We start from the raw sequence: 18,131 nt of genomic DNA, 5'->3' as shown, positions 1-18,131 counted from the left end.
CGCCGCAGCCATGACTACCAATTCCACAAAAGACTATGTGATCGCTGATATCAGCCTGGCGCAATGGGGCCACAAAGAGATCAAGATCGCTGAAACCGAAATGCCCGGCCTGATGGCCATCCGCGAAGAGTTCGCTGCCGCCCAGCCGTTGAAGGGCGCACGCATCACCGGTTCCATCCACATGACGATCCAGACCGCCGTGCTGATCCAGACGCTGGAAGCGCTGGGCGCCAAGGTCCGTTGGGCATCCTGCAATATCTATTCGACCCAGGACCACGCTGCCGCGGCAATCGCCGACAAGGGCACGCCGGTGTTTGCGTTCAAGGGCGAGTCGCTGGACGACTACTGGGAATTCACGCACCGCATTTTCGAATGGCAAGGCGGCGAGAACGAACAAGCCAACATGATCCTCGACGATGGCGGCGATGCAACCTTGCTGCTGCACCTGGGTACACGCGCTGAAAAAGACGCATCGGTGCTGAACAATCCGGGTTCGGAAGAAGAAATCTGCCTGTTCAACTCCATCAAGAAAAAGCTGGCGACGTCGCCAAACTGGTATTCCACGCGCCTGGCGCAAGTCAAGGGCGTCACCGAAGAAACCACCACCGGCGTGCATCGTTTGTACCAGATGTTCAAGGACGGCAAGCTGGCCTTCCCTGCGATCAACGTCAACGACTCCGTCACCAAGTCCAAGTTCGACAACCTGTACGGCTGCCGTGAATCGCTGGTCGACGGCATCAAGCGCGCCACCGACGTCATGATCGCCGGCAAGGTCGCCGTCATCGCCGGTTACGGCGACGTCGGCAAGGGTTCGGCGCAAGCCATGCGCGCGTTGTCGGCGCAAGTCTGGGTCACTGAAATCGATCCTATCTGCGCACTGCAAGCCGCAATGGAAGGCTATCGCGTCGTCACCATGGATTACGCGGCCGAACACGGCGACATTTTCGTCACCTGCACCGGCAACTACCATGTGATCACGCACGACCACATGAAGAAGATGAAAGACCAGGCCATCGTCTGCAACATCGGTCACTTCGACAACGAAATCGAAGTCGCCGCACTGAAGCAATACAGCTGGGAAAACATCAAGCCGCAAGTCGACCACGTCATCTTCTCTGACGGCAAGCGCATCATCCTGCTGGCCGAAGGCCGCCTGGTCAACCTCGGTTGCGGCACCGGCCATCCGTCCTATGTGATGAGCTCGTCGTTCGCCAACCAGACCATCGCCCAGATCGAGTTGTTCGTGAACACCAAGAACTACCCGGTCGGCGTCTACACGTTGCCCAAGCATCTGGATGAAAAGGTCGCCCGCCTGCAGTTGAAGAAACTCAACGCGCAACTGAGCACCCTGACGGCAGAGCAGGCTTCGTATATCGGCGTGAAGTCGGACGGTCCTTACAAGCCTGATCACTACCGTTATTGATCCGCGTTGCGGGCGACGGCCTTGCCGTCTCCCGCTGGTTTGTTCGTCGTTTTATCCGCTGCCGACCGGGCGATGGCAATGCTGCCATGCAGATATTGCCGGACCCGGCCGGCGCGCCGCCTGAAAGGAAACCACATGCGTCTTCTCATCCTCTGGCTGATCAATGCGCTGGCCTTGCTGGCCGTGCCTTACCTGCTGCATTCGGTGCAAGTCGACAGTTTTGGCGCGGCGCTGATCGCAGCCCTGATCCTCGGCTTCGTCAATACGCTGGTGCGTCCGGTGCTGGTGGTGCTGACTTTGCCGGTGACCTTGCTTACGCTGGGTCTGTTCATCCTCGTGATCAACGGGCTGATGTTCTGGGTGGTGGCGCAACTGGTGGGCGGTTTCCATGTGGGCGGCTTCTGGTCCGCGGTCGGCGGCGCGCTGTTGTACAGCATCGTATCGTGGGCCTTGTCGACGCTGTTGCTGAAATCGGGTCGCAGCTGAACTGTAATGTTCTGATCGCGTCTTGACCGTTTCCGGATCGAATTCTCATGACACAACATAATTTCAGCATCGAGTTTTTCCCGCCCAAGACACCCGAAGGCACGGAAAAACTGCGCGCCACGCGCGCCAAGCTGGCCGCGTTGCAGCCGAAGTATTTTTCGGTCACCTTCGGCGCCGGCGGTTCGACCCAGCAGGGTACGCTCGACACCGTGCTGGAAATCATGCGTGAAGGCCACGTGGCTGCACCGCATCTGTCTTGCATCGGCAGCTCGCGCGATGCCCTGCGCGACATCCTGACCGAGTACAAGTCGCACGGCATCAAGAAGCTCGTTGCGCTGCGCGGCGATTTGCCGAGCGGCTTCGGCGCTGCTGATTTTTCGTCCAGTGAATTCCGCTATGCCAACGAGCTGGTCGAATTCATTCGCGCCGAAACCGGCGACTGGTTCCACATCGAAGTCGGCGCCTATCCGGAAATGCATCCCCAGGCCAAATCGCCGCAGGACGACGTCCGCAACTTCGCGCGCAAGATCGAGGCCGGCGCCGATGCCGCGATCACGCAGTATTTCTACAACCCCGACGCTTACTTCAACTTCGTCGACGATGCGCAAAAGCTGGGCGTCAACGTACCCATCGTACCGGGCATCATGCCAATCACGAACTACACCCAGTTGATGCGTTTCTCGGACATGTGCGGCACCGAAATCCCGCGCTGGATCCGTCTCAAGCTTGCCAGCTACGGCGACGATGCCGATTCGATCCGCGCGTTCGGCCTCGACGTGGTGACGCAGCTGTGCGAGCAATTGCTGGAAGGGGGCGCGCCGGGTCTGCATTTCTACACGCTGAACCAGCCTGCGGCGACCATGGAAATCTGGCAACGGCTGGTGGATTGAGGTGATATTTCAGCAATAAAAAGCCGGCGCTTGCCGGCTTTTTTATTGCCCGGCATTTCACCCGTTGGTGAGGATCAGGTCCAGCGCAATATCATGCGGCTGTCCTGCAAATTCGGCCAGCGCTTCCGCATAAGCGATACCGATGGCCAACGGACGCGGCTCCTGCGCCAGCGTACGGTCGTAAAAGCCGCCGCCGTAGCCCAGCCGCAGGCGCGCCGCGTTGAATCCCAGGCAAGGGATCAGCAAGGCCTGCGGACGCATGATCTCCTCATGCGCCGGCGCCGAGGTGCCCATGGCGTCTTTCACCAATGTTTCTCCCGGCGTCCAGCGGACAAATTCCAGCGGCGCCTCTTTTCCTCGAATTATCGGCAAGGACAGGTGCACGCCTTGCGCCGCCAGCGCGTTATAGGCCGGATGCAGGTCCGGTTCCTGGCGGATCGGGTGGTACACGCCGAGGCTGGCGACCGGATTGTTTTGCAGCCAGTCCAGCAGGCGGCTGCAGATCATCGCTTCAGCCGCGGCTTTGGCTGCCGGCGTCATGGCCTTGCGGGCGGCGAGCAAACGCGTGCGCAGGACTGATTTTTCCGACGCAGCGGTTGTGGTTGTCGCCGCTGTTGCCGCTATTTGCGGCGTGCTCCCGGCAGCGTCAGCGTGCGCGGAACCGCGTGCTATCCTTGAAGTCGTCATTTGTTTCAATCGAAGGTTGTATAAGAATGCAATTAAAGAAATGCGTGGTCGTGATCACATGCGCTGCTGCGGCGGCAATCAGTTTTACGCTGCCGGCCCAGGCGCAAAAACGTCCTTCAGCCAATGCCTCGCAGGATGACGTTTTCCTTGCGCTGCGCGACGCCTCACGGGTCGATGATTCGGCCACGGCGCTCAACCTGGCGGCGCGTTTGCCCGATTATGTCATTCCTTCCTACGTCGACTATTATCGGCTGAAACCGCGCGTGCGCGACTTCACCGCGCCGGTGTCGGAAATCCGCGATTTCCTGAGCCGCTACGACGGCACGGCGATCGGCGACCGCCTGCGCAACGACTGGTTGTTGGCGCTGGGCAAGACCGGCGACTGGGCCACCTTCGATGAACAATATCCGCTGTTCGTGCTGAACGACGACGTGCAGGTCAAATGCTTCGCGCTGAATTCGCGCGCGCTCAAGGGCCAGAACGTCGCCGACGAAGCACGCGCCTTGCTCACCAGCCCCAAGGACTACGGCCAGGGTTGCAGCGACCTGATCGGCACGCTGGCGCAAAACCATCAGTTCGGCGAAGGCGATGTCTGGGCGCAGATCCGCCAGGCGGTCGAAGCCGGCAGCATCATGGTGGCGCGCCGCGCCGCGATCTTCACCGACAACGGCGACGTCACCCTGCAGCAGGTGATCGACAAGCCGGCGCCGCTGCTGGCGCGCGGACCGGGACAGGGCCGCACCGCGCATGAGCTGTACATCATCGCCATCGGCCGCGCCGCCAAGAGCAATCCGCAGCAGGCCGCCGCTTTCCTGAGCGGCGCTTCCGGCCTGACCGCGCAGGAGCAAGCCATCGCCTGGGCGCAGATCGCCCTGCCGGCCTCGATGAAGCTGATGCCGGAAGCGATCGACTACTGGCGCAAGACCAAGGACGCGCCGCTGTCCTACGAAGCGTATCAATGGAAAGTGCGCATCGCCCTGCGCGCCGGCGACTGGAAGCTGGTGAAATCCACCATCGAAGCCATGCCGGCCTCGCTGCGCAGCGACATCACCTGGACTTACTGGCTGGCGCGCGCGCAAAAGGAAGACGGCCAGGCCGAATCGGCCCAGCGCCTGTTCCAGTCGATTGCCTCGAACGTCAGCTTCTACGGCCAGCTGGCCACCGAAGAACTGGGCCAGAAAATCGTGATTCCCGCCGGCCCGACGCCGCCGACGCCGGCAGAGATCGCACCGATGGCGCAGAACAGCGGCTTCAAGCGCGCGCTCAAGTTCTATGACCTCAACATGCGCTACGAAGGCATTCGCGAATGGAACTGGGAACTGCGCCGCATGAGCGACCGCCAGTTGCTGGCTGCCGCCGAGTTCGCACGCCAGAGCGATGTGCTCGATCGCATGGTGAACACCTCTGACCGCACCAAGCAGGAAATGGATTTCACCCAGCGCTTCCCGGCGCCGCATCTGAGCGAAATGACCGCCAACACGCGACCGCTCGGGCTGGAAAACGCCTGGGTCTACGGCCTGATCCGCCAGGAGTCGCGTTTCATCAAGAACGCCAAATCCTATGTCGGCGCCTCCGGCCTGATGCAGTTGATGCCGTCGACCGCGAAATACGTCGCCAAGAAGATCGGCCTGACCGAGTTCACGCAAGACCAGATCAACGACATCAACACCAACCTGCTGCTCGGCACCAGCTATCTGAACATGGTGCTCGGCAATCTGGATGGTTCGCAGGCATTGGCGACGGCTGCCTATAACGCCGGCCCGGGGCGTCCGCGCACCTGGCGTTCGACGTTGAGCCGCAGCGTTGAAGGCGCGATCTTTGCCGAATCGATTCCGTTCAACGAGACGCGCGGCTACGTCAAGAACGTGATGTCCAACGCCACTTATTACGCCGCCCTGTTCGAGAACAAGCCGCAGTCGCTCAAGCAGCGCCTCGGCGTGGTGGCGCCGCGCACCAATATCCCGACCGACCTGCCTTGACGCGATACGATGACGCTGCGTCGAGGACCTGAAGCAAGAAAGCGATGACGGCCATGGCGTACAGAAACATACTGATAATCGGCGGCTCCGGATTCATCGGCAGCCAATTGGTGGCGCAGCTGGCGCGCAGCACGGCGGCCGGAATCACGGTGCCGACCCGGCGCTATGAACGCAGCAAGCATCTGCTGGTGATGCCGACGGTGCGCACGACGATCGCCGATGTGCACGACGAGGCCGTACTTGATCGCCTGGTGTCTCAAGCCGACGTCGTCATCAATCTGGTCGGCATCCTGCATTCACGCAGCGGACCGCGTGGCAGCGCCTGGGGTCCTGATTTCGAGCGGGCCCATGTCGAACTGCCGCGCAAGATCGTGGCCGCCTGCGCCAGGCATGGCGTGCGGCGTTACCTGCACATGAGCGCGCTGGGCGCATCGGCGCAGGCGCCATCGATGTACCTGCGCTCCAAGGCGGCGGGAGAAGTTGCCGCGTTCTCGGACGCCACTGTCGCCGCCACGGTGTTCCGGCCTTCGGTGGTGTTCGGCGAGCACGACAACTTCCTCAACCTGTTCGCCGCGCTGCAAAAGCGTTTCCCCGTCATGCCGCTGGGCGGCGCCGACGCGCGTTTCCAGCCGGTGTACGTGGGCGATGTGGCGCAGGCTTTCGTCAGCGCATTGCAGAATGAGTCCACGCAGGGCCGCAGCTACGAGCTGGCCGGGCCGCAGGTCTATACGCTGCGCCAATTGGTGCAACTGGCCGGCGCATGTTCCGGTCATCCACGCCCGGTGTTTGGATTGCCGCCGGCATTGGCGTCCTTGCAAGCTTTTTTGCTGGAACATTTGCCAGGACGCATGATGAGTCGCGATAATCTGGCTTCCATGCAGGTGGATAATGTTGCAAGCGGGCCGATGGCGCCGGAACTGCACATCGCGCCGACCGCGCTGGAAGCGATTGCGCCGCGTTACCTCGCCGGCGTGCACATGCAGCAGCAAATGGACGCCCATCGCCGCGGCGCACGGCGCTGAACACAATCATTTTTAAGGACCGCCATGCAGAACACCGAACTTGATCCGACCCTGTCGGCGACGTTGGAAAAAGCCGGCAAGAACGCTATCACGCTGGTCATCGGCAACAAGAATTACTCCTCCTGGTCGATGCGCCCGTGGGTGGTGCTGACCGCGTTCGACATTCCTTTCCGCGAAATCCGCATCTGCCTCGACCAGCCCGACACCGCCGGCAAGATCGCCGAATATTCCGCTGCCGGACGCGTGCCGGTGCTGCTCGACGGCCAGACGCATATCTGGGATTCGCTGGCCATCTGCGAATACCTGGCCGAACAATTCCCCGACCGTAAGCTGTGGCCGCAAGAGACCGCCGCCCGCGCCGTCGCGCGCAGCATCACGGCTGAAATGCATTCCGGTTTTACCGGCCTGCGCAGCGCCATGAGCATGGACATCCGCGGCAGCTATCCAGGCAAGGGCCGCACGGCCGAAGCGCAGGGCGACATCGGTCGCATCTGTGAAATCTGGGAAGACTGCCTGTCGCAGTTCGGCCATCACGAATTCCTGTTCGGCGACTTCTCGATCGCCGACGCCTTCTATGCGCCGGTGGTGATGCGTTTCCGCAGCTACCATGTATCGCTGGCGCCGGCCTTGCAGGCTTACGTCGATCGCGTGGCGGCGCATCCGGCTGTGGCCAAGTGGATCGCCGAAGCGCTGGTCGAAAAAGAAGTCTTGCCCGACCATTGACCATTGACCATTGAGCCACTAATGAAGATCTACGTCGTCGGCGGCGCGGTGCGCGATGAACTGCTCGGTTTACCCGTGCAGGATCACGACTACGTGGTCGTCGGCGCCACGCCGGAAGACATGCTGGCGCGCGGCTTCCGTCCGGTCGGCAAGGACTTCCCGGTGTTCCTGCATCCCGACACGCAGGAGGAATACGCACTGGCGCGCACCGAACGCAAGACGGCGCCGGGCTACAGGGGGTTCGTGTTCCATACCGACAGCACCGTCACGCTCGAGCAGGACCTGGCGCGGCGCGACCTCACCATCAACGCCATCGCCAAAGGCGAGGACGGCGTATTGGTCGATCCCTATCACGGTCAAGAAGATATCCGGCGACGCGTATTTCGCCATGTCTCCGACGCCTTCATCGAAGACCCGGTGCGCATCCTGCGCCTGGCGCGCTTCGCGGCGCGCTTTCCCGATTTCACCGTCGCGCCTGAAACCAATGCGCTGATGCAGAAGATGGTCGCCGCCGGCGAGGTCGATGCGCTGGTGCCCGAGCGTGTGTGGCAGGAATTGGCGCGCGGCATGATGGAGCAGATGCCCTCGCGTATGTTCAACGTGCTGCGCGACTGCGGCGCGCTGGCGCGCATCCTGCCGGAGCTGGATGCGCTGTGGGGCGTACCGCAACCGGCCAAATACCATCCCGAAATCGACACCGGCGTGCACGTCATGATGGTGCTCGACTATGCCGCCGGACGCGGCTATTCGCTGGGCGTGCGTTTCGCCGCGCTCATGCACGATCTCGGCAAGGGCACCACGCCGCCCGATCTGTGGCCCAGCCATCATGGTCATGAAGGCCGCAGCGTCGAGCTGGTGCAAGGCATCTGCGATCGTCTTAAAGTGCCCAACGATTGCCGCGACCTGGCCGTGATCACCGCGCGCGAACATGGCAACGTCGGCCGCGCCTTCGAGTTGCGCCCGGCCACCATCGTCAATCTGCTGGCGCGTTGCGACGGCTTCCGCAAGCCGGAGCGCTTCCACGACATGTTGCAGGCGTCCGAATGTGACCGCCGCGGCCGCACCGGTTTCGAGGACGTCGCGTTCCCGCAGCTGGATTACCTCATGGGCGCGCTCAAGGCCGCCCAGGGCGTGGATGCCGGCGCCATCGCCGCCAAGCACCGGGAGCAGCCGCAGCGCATCCCGGAGGCGATCCTGGCGGCGCGCACGGCAGCGGTGGCAGAATATGCCGCCAACGCCGCTTAATTCATTTCCACGCCCATGCCGACATTCGCCACGCAACTGCGCGCCAGGCTGGACCGCCTGAAGCAGACTCTCAGCGCCCTCGCCGAGGCATCGGACAAGCCGATGATCCTGGTCAAGGAGCTGTCGCCGCGCGCGCGTCGGCATCTGCTGCGGCATTTCCTGGCGCTGGAAGAAAAAGACCGGCTGCTGCGTTTCGGCAGCAAGCTGTCCGATGAGCTGGTGACGCGCTACGTCGAGAATATCGATTTCTCGCGCGACACGATTTTCGGCGTCTACGATCGCAAGATGCGCCTGCTCGGAGTCGGCCACCTGGCTTTCGCGCCGCGCGAAGCATCGCCTGTCAGCGGCGCCACGCTCAAGGCCCGGGTGGCCGAGTTCGGCGTGTCGGTGTCGGCGGCGGCGCGCGGCATGGGCGTCGGCACCAAGCTGTTCGTGCGCGCCGCGATCCGCTGCCGCAACGCCGACGTCGACACGCTGTACATGCATTGCCTGTCCTCCAACAAGGTCATGATGCACATCGCCAAGAAAGCCGGCATGGAAATCCATCGCGACTACGGCGAAGCGGACGCTTACCTGAAGCTGCAGCCGGCCAATCCGGTCACGCTGTTCCAGGAAGCCATGGAAGAGCAGGCGGCCATGCTCGACTACATCATCAAGGCCAACATGCGCGCGCTGTTCAAATGGATCAGCAGGGTCTTCGGCATCGGCAAACCGAAGGCCTGAATGCAGGCTTGAACCAGCCGCACGCCTTGCCGCTGCGCAGCTCCCGGACCGAAATCGGCGATAATGGCGGCTTACAGGCATTTTCCAGCAGAACTCATGAACAACTCCGCCAGCACCGACGATTTTTTTGCCAGCGTGGCCGCCAAGTCGGACAGCGGCGCCTTGCGCGGCGACTACAGCAACGCCGACAAGAACTTCGTCGTCGACCAGAACTGGGCCGCTTATACGCCCGCCCAGCACGCGCTGTGGCGACGCCTCTACGAGCGTCAGGCCAGGCTGATCCCGGGCCGCGCCTGCGACGTCTTCCTCGACAGCATCAAGGCGCTCGACGTCTCGCAGGGCATCCCGCAATTCGACCGCACCACCGAGGCGTTGTACAAGGCCACCGGCTGGCAACTGGTCGCCGTGCCCGGACTGGTGCCGGACCATACTTTCTTCGAACACCTTGCCAACCGCCGTTTCCCGGTCACCGTGTGGCTGCGCGAAGAGAGCGAGTTCGACTACATTGTCGAACCGGACGTGTTCCACGATTTCTTCGGCCATGTGCCGCTGCTGTTCAATCCTGTCTTTGCCGAACATTTGCAGGAGTACGGCAAGGGCGGCCTCAAGGCGCTCAAGCTCGACGGCCTGGCTTTCCTTGCGCGCCTGTATTGGTACACCATCGAGTTCGGTCTGATCCAGAGTCCCGAGGGTTTGCGCATCTACGGCGCCGGCATTCTGTCGTCGGGCGGCGAAGTCGAATACTCCCTGCGTGGTTCACAGCAGAATCAGCAGCCGAACCGCATCCCGTTCCAGGTCGAGCGCGTCATGCGCACGCTGTACAAGATCGATTCGTACCAGGAAACCTATTTCGTCATCCGCGATTTCCAGCAGCTGTTCGACGACACCGCGCCCGATTTCACCGCGCTGTACGAGCAACTGAAGGCGCAGGACGCCTTGCCGGCCAACACGCTGCTGCCGGGTGAGCGAAACCTTCCCATCGCCTGATCCGTGGCGACTGCGCACCGGCCCTTGCCTTAACCGCAGGGGCTTTTTTTCGTTGTCAGCGCATTGTCAGTCCGGCCACCCGCCATGCTGCGCCGTGCGTAGCGGCGATACGCGGCTTGTGCTACTGTAGCCGCATCAAAAGAACGAAACCATTCGCCCACAAGGCGGAAGAGTTTCAGGCAGGATCTCGAACAGATCCATGTGCAAACAAAGACACGATTTTTGGCACGGAGACAATGCATGAACGCACCCCTACCTTCCAGTGAACGCCTGCTGCTGGATGACATTTCCCTGGACGACAAATATTCGCTGGAGCGCGGTCGCGTTTTCATGACCGGCATCCAGGCGCTGATACGGCTGCCGATGCTGCAGCGGCAGCACGACCTCCAGGCGGGATTGAACACCGCCGGTTACGTCACCGGCTATCGCGGCTCGCCGTTGGGCACGGTCGATCAGACCGCTGCCAAGGCCAGGAAATATCTCGACGCCGCCCACGTCAAATTCCATCCCGGCATGAACGAAGACCTGGCCGCCACCGCCGTGTGGGGCACGCAGCAGGTCAACCTGTTCCCGGGCGCGCAATACGACGGCGTGTTTTCGCTGTGGTACGGCAAGGGGCCCGGCGTTGATCGCTGCGGCGACGTCTTCAAGCACGCCAACATGGCCGGCACCTCGCAACACGGCGGCGTGCTGGTGATCGCCGGCGACGATCACGCCGCCAAGTCATCCACCACCGCGCACCAGAGCGAACACATCCTCAAGGCCTGCGGCATCCCGGTGCTGTATCCGTCGTCGGTGCAGGAATACCTCGACTACGGCCTGCACGGCTGGGCCATGAGCCGCTATACCGGCCTGTGGGTGTCGCTCAAGTGCGTGACCGACATCGTCGAATCGGGCATGTCGGTGGAGATCGATCCGCAGCGCGTGCAGCCGATCATCCCCACCGATTTCGAATTGCCCCTGGATGGCCTCAACATCCGCCAACCCGACACCGTGCTCGAGCAAGAGACGCGCATGAATGTCTACAAGTGGTACGCCGCGCTGGCCTATGCACGCGTCAACAAGCTCAACCAGATCATCTGGGACAGCCCGCGTGCGCGCATCGGCATCGTCACCGCCGGCAAGTCCTATCTCGACACGCGCCAGGCGCTCTACGATCTTGGCATCGACGAGCAAGTCGCGCGCGACATCGGCATCCGTCTCTACAAGATCGGCATGACCTGGCCGCTGGAAGCCGAAGGCGTGCGCGAGTTCGCGCAAGGCCTCGATGAAATCCTGGTGGTCGAAGAGAAGCGCCAGATCCTCGAATACCAGATCAAGGAAGAACTCTACAACTGGCGCGACGACGTGCGTCCGCGCGTGGTCGGCAAGTTCGACGACACCGGCGAATGGAGCGGCTCGCCGCGCGAAGGCCACGGCAACTGGCTGCTGCCGGCCACCTATGAACTGAGCCCGGCGCAGATCGCGCGCGCCATCGCCACGCGTATTTCCAAGTACTACGCCGGCCATCCGATCGAGCAGCGCGTCAAGGCGCGCATCGCCTTCCTCGAAGCCAAGGAAGCCACGCTCAACGTCAGCACCAAGCCAGATCCGAACAAGGACCGCATCCCGCATTTCTGCTCGGGTTGCCCGCACAACACGTCGACCAAACTTCCCGACGGCAGCCGTGCGCTGGCCGGCATCGGCTGCCACTACATGGTGACCTGGATGGATCGCGAATCGACCATCTTTTCACACATGGGCGGCGAGGGCGTAACCTGGGTCGGACAGGCGCCGTTCACCAGCGAGAAGCACGTGTTCTCCAATCTCGGCGACGGCACGTATTTCCATTCGGGTTTGCTGGCCGTGCGCGCGGCCGTGGCGGGCAAGGTCAACATGACCTACAAGATTCTGTACAACGACGCGGTCGCCATGACCGGCGGGCAAGAGTTCGACGGCCCGCTCGACCCGGCCATGATTTCGCGCCAGTTGGCGGCCGAGAACGTGCGTCCCATCATCGTCGTCACCGACGAGCCGGACAAGTACCCGGCCGGCACGCCGTGGGCCGAAGGCGTGACCATCCGCCATCGCAGCGAACTCGACGCCGTGCAGCGCGAACTGCGCGAAGTGCCGGGCGTGTCCGCCATGATCTACGACCAGACCTGCGCCTCGGAAAAACGCCGCCGCCGCAAACGCGACGCCTATCCCGACCCGGCCAAGCGCGCGGTCATCAACGAGGCGGTGTGCGAAGGCTGCGGCGATTGCAGCGTGCAGTCCAACTGCCTGTCGGTGGAGCCGTTGGAAACCGAGTTCGGCCGCAAGCGCCAGATCAATCAGTCGTCGTGCAACAAGGATTACTCCTGCGTGAACGGGTTCTGCCCGAGCTTCGTCACGGTGGAAGGCGGCAAGCTCAAAAAGGCCAAGCGCGTCGCCGTTGAAAAGACCGAAGCCGCAGCGCAGGGACCATTACTGCCGGAACCGCAATTGCCCGCCATGGGCGACACCTACGGCATCGTCGTCACCGGCATCGGCGGCACCGGCGTGATCACCATTGGCCAGATCCTGGCGATGGCGGCGCACGTCGAAGGCAAGGCTTGCTCGGTGCTCGACATGAGCGGCCTGGCGCAAAAGGGCGGACCGGTGATGTCGCATGTGCGGTTGTCCGAACGTCCCGATGACCTGTATTCGACGCGCGTGGGCACCGGTGCGGCGGACCTGGTGATCGGCTGCGACGTGATCGTCACCGCCAGCCGCGATGCCTTGTCGCGCATGGGCGAGGGACGCACGCATGCAGCGGTCAATGCGACCCGCATGCCGACCGCGGCCTTCGTGCGCAATCCGGACTGGCAGTTCCCGGCGGAGTCCGCCGAGGGCAGCATCCAGAGCGCCTGCGGCAAGGACCGCGTGGCCCTGATCGACGCCGGCAACATCGCCACCGCGTTGATGGGCGACGCCATCGCGACCAATATGTTCATGCTCGGTTATGCATGGCAACGCGGCTGGGTGCCATTGTCGGAAAGCGCGCTGCTCAAGGCCATCGAGCTCAACGCCTTGTCGGTCGAGTTCAACAAGCAAGCCTTCGGCTGGGGCCGCGCTGCCGCGCACGATGCCGACATGGTGGCGCAAGCCGCGCGTCGCAACGGCATGACGGCGCAGGTGATCGACTTCAAGCGTCCGCCATCGCTGGAAGAAGTGCTGGCCAAGCGGGTCGACTTCCTCACGCAATACCAGAATGCCGCTTACGCGCGCCGGTACAGCGACTTCGTTGCGCAGGCGCAGCATGCGGAAGCTGCATTGGGTGAAGCCGGCAAGGCGATGAAGCTCAGCACGGCGGTGGCGACGTACCTGTTCAAGCTGATGGCGTACAAGGACGAATATGAAGTTGCGCGCCTCTATACCGCGCCGGCCTTCCGCGAAAAGATTGCCGGCATGTTCGAGGGCGACTACCAGCTGAAATTCCACCTGGCGCCGCCGCTGCTGGCCAAGCATGACAGCAAGGGCCACCTGATCAAGAAGGAATACGGCCCGTGGATGATGCGCGCCTTCGGCGTGCTGGCCAAGCTGCGTTTCTTGCGCAACACCCCGCTGGATGTATTCGGCTACACCGACGAGCGCAAGCAGGAACGCGCGCTGATCGGCGAATACTGCAAGACGGTCGGCGGTTTGTTAAGCAGGCTCAACGCCGACAATCTTGCTCAGGCAACGGCGATTGCACGCATTCCGGAAGATATTCGCGGCTATGGCCATGTCAAGGAACGCCACCTGAAAGCGGCCAAGCAGAAGGAAGCGGATTTGCTGCGGATGTTCGACGCAGGCCAGAAGCCGCATGTGCCGGAAGGCGGAAAACAGGCCGCCTGATTTACTTGCAGGAGGAGCCAACAAGCACCGTCGTCTTGATGAAAATCGGGACGACGGTGTTTTGTTTTGGAGGTGGGAAATCTATTGCGAAGCGGCAGCAAGCTTGCCGCCGCTGACACGTTCAATCCCCGCCAGATCACGCCAGCTTTGCACTTCGGCGAAACCGCGCTGCTCCAGCAGCTTGCGCACGGCGCCAGACTGATCGTAGCCGTGCTCCATCAACAGCCAGCCGCCCGGTTTCAGATAAGTCGCCGCACCGTCGACGATGATGCGCAGCGCCGACAAGCCGTCGGCGTGATCGGTCAACGCGCCGATCGGTTCGAAGCGCAAATCGCCCTGCGACAGATGCATGTCGCCGGCGACGATGTAAGGTGGGTTGGAAACGATCAGGTCGAGGTACGGCTGATTGGCGTTGCCCATGTCATTCAGCGCGGCGTACCAGTCGCTGCGCAAGAACTCCACCTTTGCGCCATGCCGCTGCGCATTGCCGGCGGCGACCTTCAGCGCGCCTTCACTGACATCGAGCGCCCTCATGGCGACATCCGGCCGCGTGTGTGCGATGGCCACCGCGATGGCGCCTGATCCGGTGCCCATGTCGAGCGCCTTGCCGTGTTGCGGCAGCCGCTCCAGCGCCAGCTCCACCAGCAATTCGGTGTCGGGGCGCGGGATCAGGACATCCGGTGTGACTTGCATCGCCAGGCCGAAGAACTCGCGCTCGCCGACGATGTAGGCAATCGGCTCGCCTTGCAGGCGACGACGGAACAGCGCGCTCAGTTGCGCCGCTTCATCGGCAGCAAGCTGACGTTCGGATTGGGTGATCAGCTGGATGCGCGTCAGTTGCAGTGCATGGCCGATCAGGATGCGATTTTCCAGCGGATCGAGCGGGGCGCTGCGTAGCGCCTCGGCCAGACTGATGCCTGGCCGGATGTCCGAAAAATCACCCACGGAAAATCAAGCGCGCTTGACGATGCGGCGCACCAGCACGATGGCGATGATGGCGAACCAGATCAGCGACCATTGCGGAATCGACAGGCCGAGGAAAGGATACGGATTGGCGCACAGGCCGTCGGCCTTGAACAGCGTCGGGAACAGCGTCGCGGTCGGGATGGTGTTGAGGGAAGTTTCCAGCGGATCGATGCCGCAGGAAGTACCCGGATGCGCCTGCACCCACAGGTGCCAGCCGGCGGTGGCGATGCCGCCCAATGCAGCCAGTGCGCCGAGGCCGGCGCCAAGCTTGGCGGAGCCCGGCGGCAGGAAGGCGAAGATGATGCAGATGATGGCGATGGCGACGAAGATGTAGCGCTGGATGATGCACAGCGGGCACGGCATCATCTCTTCGACGATCTGCAGATACAGAGCGACGCCGAGCAGGGCGACGCACAACAGGGCCACGGACAGGAACAGGGATTTGGACGATTTCATGGGCGTTGGATTTTGATGTTGTTCGGAATTGGCTAGCCTAAGCTGTACCCTGAGAGAGGTCCGTTTGCAATTGGTTCCGGCGTCGCTGCATTGTGCCACAGGCCGCGACAATGCTGGGCTACTGGCCGGTCGCACTGAACAATCGCCACTCTTTATTCGTCACCCAGCTGCGCCAGCAACTCCGCCTGATGCTCGGTGATCAACGCATTGGTCAACTCTTCCAGATCGCCGTCCAAGATGAAATCCAGCTTGTACAGCGTCAGGTTGATGCGGTGATCCGTCATGCGGCCCTGCGGGAAATTGTAGGTGCGGATGCGTTCGCTGCGGTCGCCCGAGCCGATCAGCGATTTGCGCGTGGCGGCTTCCTTGGATTGCTGTTCGCGCAGTTGCACGTCCTTGATGCGCGCCGCCAGCACCTTCAGCGCCGAAGCCTTGTTCTTGTGCTGGCTGCGGTCGTCCTGGCATTCCACCACGATGCCGGTCGGCATATGCGTGATGCGCACCGCCGAGTCGGTCTTGTTGATGTGCTGGCCGCCCGCGCCCGAGGCGCGGTAGGTGTCGATGCGGATATCGGCCGGGTTGATGTCGACGTCTTCGACTTCGTCGGCTTCCGGCATCACGGCCACGGTGCAGGCCGAGGTGTGGATGCGGCCCTGGGTTTCGGTGGCCGGCACGCGCTGCACGCGATGGCCGCCGGATTCGAACTTCAGGCGTGAATACGCGCCGAAGCCGGCGATGCGCACGATCACTTCCTTGTAGCCGCCGACTTCCGAATCGGAGGCCGATATCATTTCCACCTGCCAGCGGTTGCGTTCGGCGAAGCGGGTGTACATGCGCAGCAGGTCGCCGGCGAACAGCGCCGATTCGTCGCCGCCGGTGCCGGCGCGGATTTCCAGGAAGATGTTGCGCTCGTCGTTGGGATCCTTCGGCAGCAGCATCTTTTGCAGGTCGGCTTCCAGCGCTTCCATGCGCGCCTTGGCGCCGTTGATTTCTTCCTGCGCGAATTCCTTCATGTCGGGATCCGACAGCAGCTCCTGCGCAGTCGTGATGTCGTTCGCCGCCTGTACATAAGTGTGGTACAGCGCCACCAGCGGACCGAGCTCGGCGTGTTCGCGCGTCATCTTGCGGTAGTTGTCCATGTCGGACGTGGCTTCCTGCTGCATCAGCAGGTTATTGAGTTCTTCCAGCCGTTCGGCGAGCTGGTCGAGTTTGGCGAGCATGGATGGTTTCATGGACTGACTTTACTGAAATGAGGGGGTGATGCGATGCCGCGTTGCAAGCATGGGCAGAGAGTGCCGGCGATCGCGAGGATGCCGGCCGGCGAACCGAGTCGCTAACGTTTGGTGCGGAACAGTTGCGGCAGCAGCTGGACCAATTGCGCGCGCTCGTCGCCTTGCGCGTGATGCAGGGCCTGTTGCGGGCCGTGCAGGAATTTGGCGGTGAGGCCCCTGGACAAGGCGTCGAGCACGGCGTCGATGTCTTCGCCCTTGGCCAGCAGCTTGCGGGCGCGTTCCAGCTCGGCCATGCGCAGCGATTCGCCGGCATCGTGCAGGTCCTGGATCACCGGCACCACGGCGCGGCTGTCGATCCAGTGCATGAAGGACTGCACGCGGGTTTCGATGATGGCTTCGGCCTGCGCGACGGCGGCCTGGCGGTTTTCGACCCCGCTCTGCACGACTGACGCGAGGTCGTCGACGGTGTACAGGAAGACGTCGTCGAGACGGCCGACTTCGGATTCGATATCGCGCGGCACGGCCAGGTCGACCATGAAAATCGGTTTGTGGCGACGCGCCTTGACGGCGCGCTCGACCAGGCCGAGGCCGATGATCGGCAGCGACGAGGCGGTACAGGACACCACGATGTCGAACTTCGACAACTGCGTCGGCAGATCGGCCAGGCGCAGTGCCGCGCCGTTGAAGCGATGCGCCAGCGTTTCGCCGCGTTCCAGCGTGCGGTTGGCGACGGTCAGCGATTTCGGATTCTGCGCAGCAAAATGGGTGGCGCACAACTCGATCATTTCACCGGCGCCGATGAACAGCACGTTCTGGCCCGAGATCGAATCGAAGATGCGTTGCGACAAGCGCACCGCAGCGGCCGCCATCGACACGCTGTGCGCGCCGATTTCAGTGGTGCTGCGGACTTCCTTGGCGACCGCGAAGGTGCGCTGGAACAACTGATGCAAATAGGTGCCGAGACCGCCGGCGGCATCCGCCTGGCGCACGGCGTCCTTCATCTGTCCGAGGATCTGCGGTTCGCCCAGCACCATCGAGTCCAGCCCGGAGGCGACGCGGAAGGCGTGACGCACGGCATTGTCCTGCGGCAAGGCGTAAAGGAAAGGACGCAGTTCGGCGTAGGAAAGCTTGTGATAGTCAGCCAGGAAATGCGCGGTGCTGTCGATGGCGACATCGACGCCGCCTGCGGCAGCGGTGCTGGCGGCGTACAGCTCGGTGCGGTTGCAGGTCGACAGGATCGCCGCTTCGCCGGTCTGCGCCAGATTGGCGCTCAGGTCCGCGCGCCCGAACCAGGCGCGCGCCGACGCCACCGCCTGGCCGATCTGGTCGGCCGGGAATGCCACTTTTTCGCGCAGGGAAACCGGCGCGGTAGTGTGGTTCAGTCCGACGGCAAGCAAGTGCATGGCGACTCTGTGGTTTACGGGCGAAGTGCTGCGAAAAAATGGAGAAATATCAACTCGGTATTATACCCGCTG

At 62.7% G+C, this 18,131-nt stretch carries 16 protein-coding genes; 10 read left to right on the top strand and 6 right to left on the bottom strand.

The window, feature by feature from the left end; genetic code table 11:
* The first annotated feature begins 10 nt into the window (after positions 1-10).
* Positions 11-1,423: an adenosylhomocysteinase gene (gene ahcY / locus DXT88_RS15240; protein ID WP_265214731.1), complete on the top strand. Its 1,413-nt coding sequence runs from the start codon at positions 11-13 to the stop codon at positions 1,421-1,423.
* Here ahcY and DXT88_RS15235 read toward each other — a convergent pair.
* Positions 1,417-1,560: a hypothetical protein gene (locus DXT88_RS15235; protein ID WP_265214730.1), complete on the bottom strand. Its 144-nt coding sequence runs from the start codon at positions 1,558-1,560 to the stop codon at positions 1,417-1,419. The genes ahcY and DXT88_RS15235 overlap by 7 nt on opposite strands.
* Here DXT88_RS15235 and DXT88_RS15230 point away from each other — a divergent pair.
* Both DXT88_RS15230 and metF read left to right on the top strand, forming a co-directional pair.
* Positions 1,559-1,909, top strand: a complete 351-nt coding sequence (locus tag DXT88_RS15230) for a phage holin family protein (protein ID WP_265214729.1) — start codon at positions 1,559-1,561, stop codon at positions 1,907-1,909. The two genes, DXT88_RS15235 and DXT88_RS15230, sit on opposite strands and share 2 nt — an antisense overlap.
* A 47-nt stretch (positions 1,910-1,956) precedes the next feature.
* Positions 1,957-2,799: a methylenetetrahydrofolate reductase [NAD(P)H] gene (metF, locus tag DXT88_RS15225; RefSeq protein WP_265214728.1), complete on the top strand. Its 843-nt coding sequence runs from the start codon at positions 1,957-1,959 to the stop codon at positions 2,797-2,799.
* A gap of 57 nt (positions 2,800-2,856) precedes the next feature.
* Here metF and DXT88_RS15220 read toward each other — a convergent pair whose 3' ends face one another.
* Positions 2,857-3,486 carry a 5-formyltetrahydrofolate cyclo-ligase gene (locus tag DXT88_RS15220; protein ID WP_265214727.1) on the bottom strand — a complete coding sequence of 210 codons (630 nt, stop codon included), beginning with the start codon at positions 3,484-3,486 and terminating at the stop codon, positions 2,857-2,859.
* 26 nt (positions 3,487-3,512) lie between these two features.
* Here DXT88_RS15220 and DXT88_RS15215 point away from each other — a divergent pair, with 26 nt between their 5' ends.
* The 7 genes from DXT88_RS15215 to DXT88_RS15185 all read left to right on the top strand — a co-directional run bounded on the left by DXT88_RS15215 (position 3,513) and on the right by DXT88_RS15185 (position 14,002).
* The gene (locus tag DXT88_RS15215; protein WP_265214726.1) at positions 3,513-5,465 is read left to right on the top strand and encodes a lytic transglycosylase domain-containing protein; all 1,953 of its coding nucleotides are present in this window, start codon (positions 3,513-3,515) and stop codon (positions 5,463-5,465) included.
* A 53-nt stretch (positions 5,466-5,518) separates the two neighbouring features.
* Positions 5,519-6,487, top strand: a complete 969-nt coding sequence (locus DXT88_RS15210) for a complex I NDUFA9 subunit family protein (protein WP_265214725.1) — start codon at positions 5,519-5,521, stop codon at positions 6,485-6,487.
* A gap of 24 nt (positions 6,488-6,511) precedes the next feature.
* Positions 6,512-7,210, top strand: a complete 699-nt coding sequence (locus tag DXT88_RS15205; protein ID WP_265214724.1) for a glutathione S-transferase family protein — start codon at positions 6,512-6,514, stop codon at positions 7,208-7,210.
* Between the two features lie 21 nt (positions 7,211-7,231).
* A complete protein-coding gene (locus DXT88_RS15200) occupies positions 7,232-8,455 on the top strand; it encodes a multifunctional CCA addition/repair protein (RefSeq protein WP_265214723.1) in 1,224 nt (407 codons plus the stop codon).
* 15 nt (positions 8,456-8,470) lie between these two features.
* A complete protein-coding gene (locus DXT88_RS15195) occupies positions 8,471-9,178 on the top strand; it encodes a GNAT family N-acetyltransferase (protein ID WP_265214722.1) in 708 nt (235 codons plus the stop codon).
* A gap of 96 nt (positions 9,179-9,274) precedes the next feature.
* The gene (gene phhA, locus DXT88_RS15190) at positions 9,275-10,165 is read left to right on the top strand and encodes a phenylalanine 4-monooxygenase (protein ID WP_016834848.1); all 891 of its coding nucleotides are present in this window, start codon (positions 9,275-9,277) and stop codon (positions 10,163-10,165) included.
* Between the two features lie 240 nt (positions 10,166-10,405).
* Positions 10,406-14,002 (top strand): indolepyruvate ferredoxin oxidoreductase family protein, encoded by a 3,597-nt coding sequence (locus DXT88_RS15185; RefSeq protein WP_265214721.1) that lies wholly within the window; start codon positions 10,406-10,408, stop codon positions 14,000-14,002.
* 81 nt (positions 14,003-14,083) lie between these two features.
* On the opposite strand, the gene prmC is transcribed toward DXT88_RS15185, so the two are convergent.
* From prmC to hemA, 4 genes are all read right to left on the bottom strand, one after another.
* A complete protein-coding gene (prmC, locus tag DXT88_RS15180; protein ID WP_265214720.1) occupies positions 14,084-14,947 on the bottom strand; it encodes a peptide chain release factor N(5)-glutamine methyltransferase in 864 nt (287 codons plus the stop codon).
* A gap of 6 nt (positions 14,948-14,953) precedes the next feature.
* Positions 14,954-15,424 carry a disulfide bond formation protein B gene (locus DXT88_RS15175; protein WP_265214719.1) on the bottom strand — a complete coding sequence of 157 codons (471 nt, stop codon included), beginning with the start codon at positions 15,422-15,424 and terminating at the stop codon, positions 14,954-14,956.
* A 152-nt stretch (positions 15,425-15,576) separates the two neighbouring features.
* Positions 15,577-16,656, bottom strand: a complete 1,080-nt coding sequence (gene prfA / locus DXT88_RS15170) for a peptide chain release factor 1 (RefSeq protein ID WP_265214718.1) — start codon at positions 16,654-16,656, stop codon at positions 15,577-15,579.
* Between the two features lie 101 nt (positions 16,657-16,757).
* The gene (gene hemA / locus DXT88_RS15165; protein ID WP_265214717.1) at positions 16,758-18,059 is read right to left on the bottom strand and encodes a glutamyl-tRNA reductase; all 1,302 of its coding nucleotides are present in this window, start codon (positions 18,057-18,059) and stop codon (positions 16,758-16,760) included.
* Positions 18,060-18,131: the final 72 nt, after the last annotated feature.

Source organism: Herbaspirillum lusitanum (assembly GCF_026127345.1).
GTDB lineage: Bacteria > Pseudomonadota > Gammaproteobacteria > Burkholderiales > Burkholderiaceae_D > Herbaspirillum > Herbaspirillum lusitanum.
The sequence above is the reverse complement of the archived record's forward strand: the minus strand, read 5'-3'. Positions and strand labels throughout refer to the sequence as shown.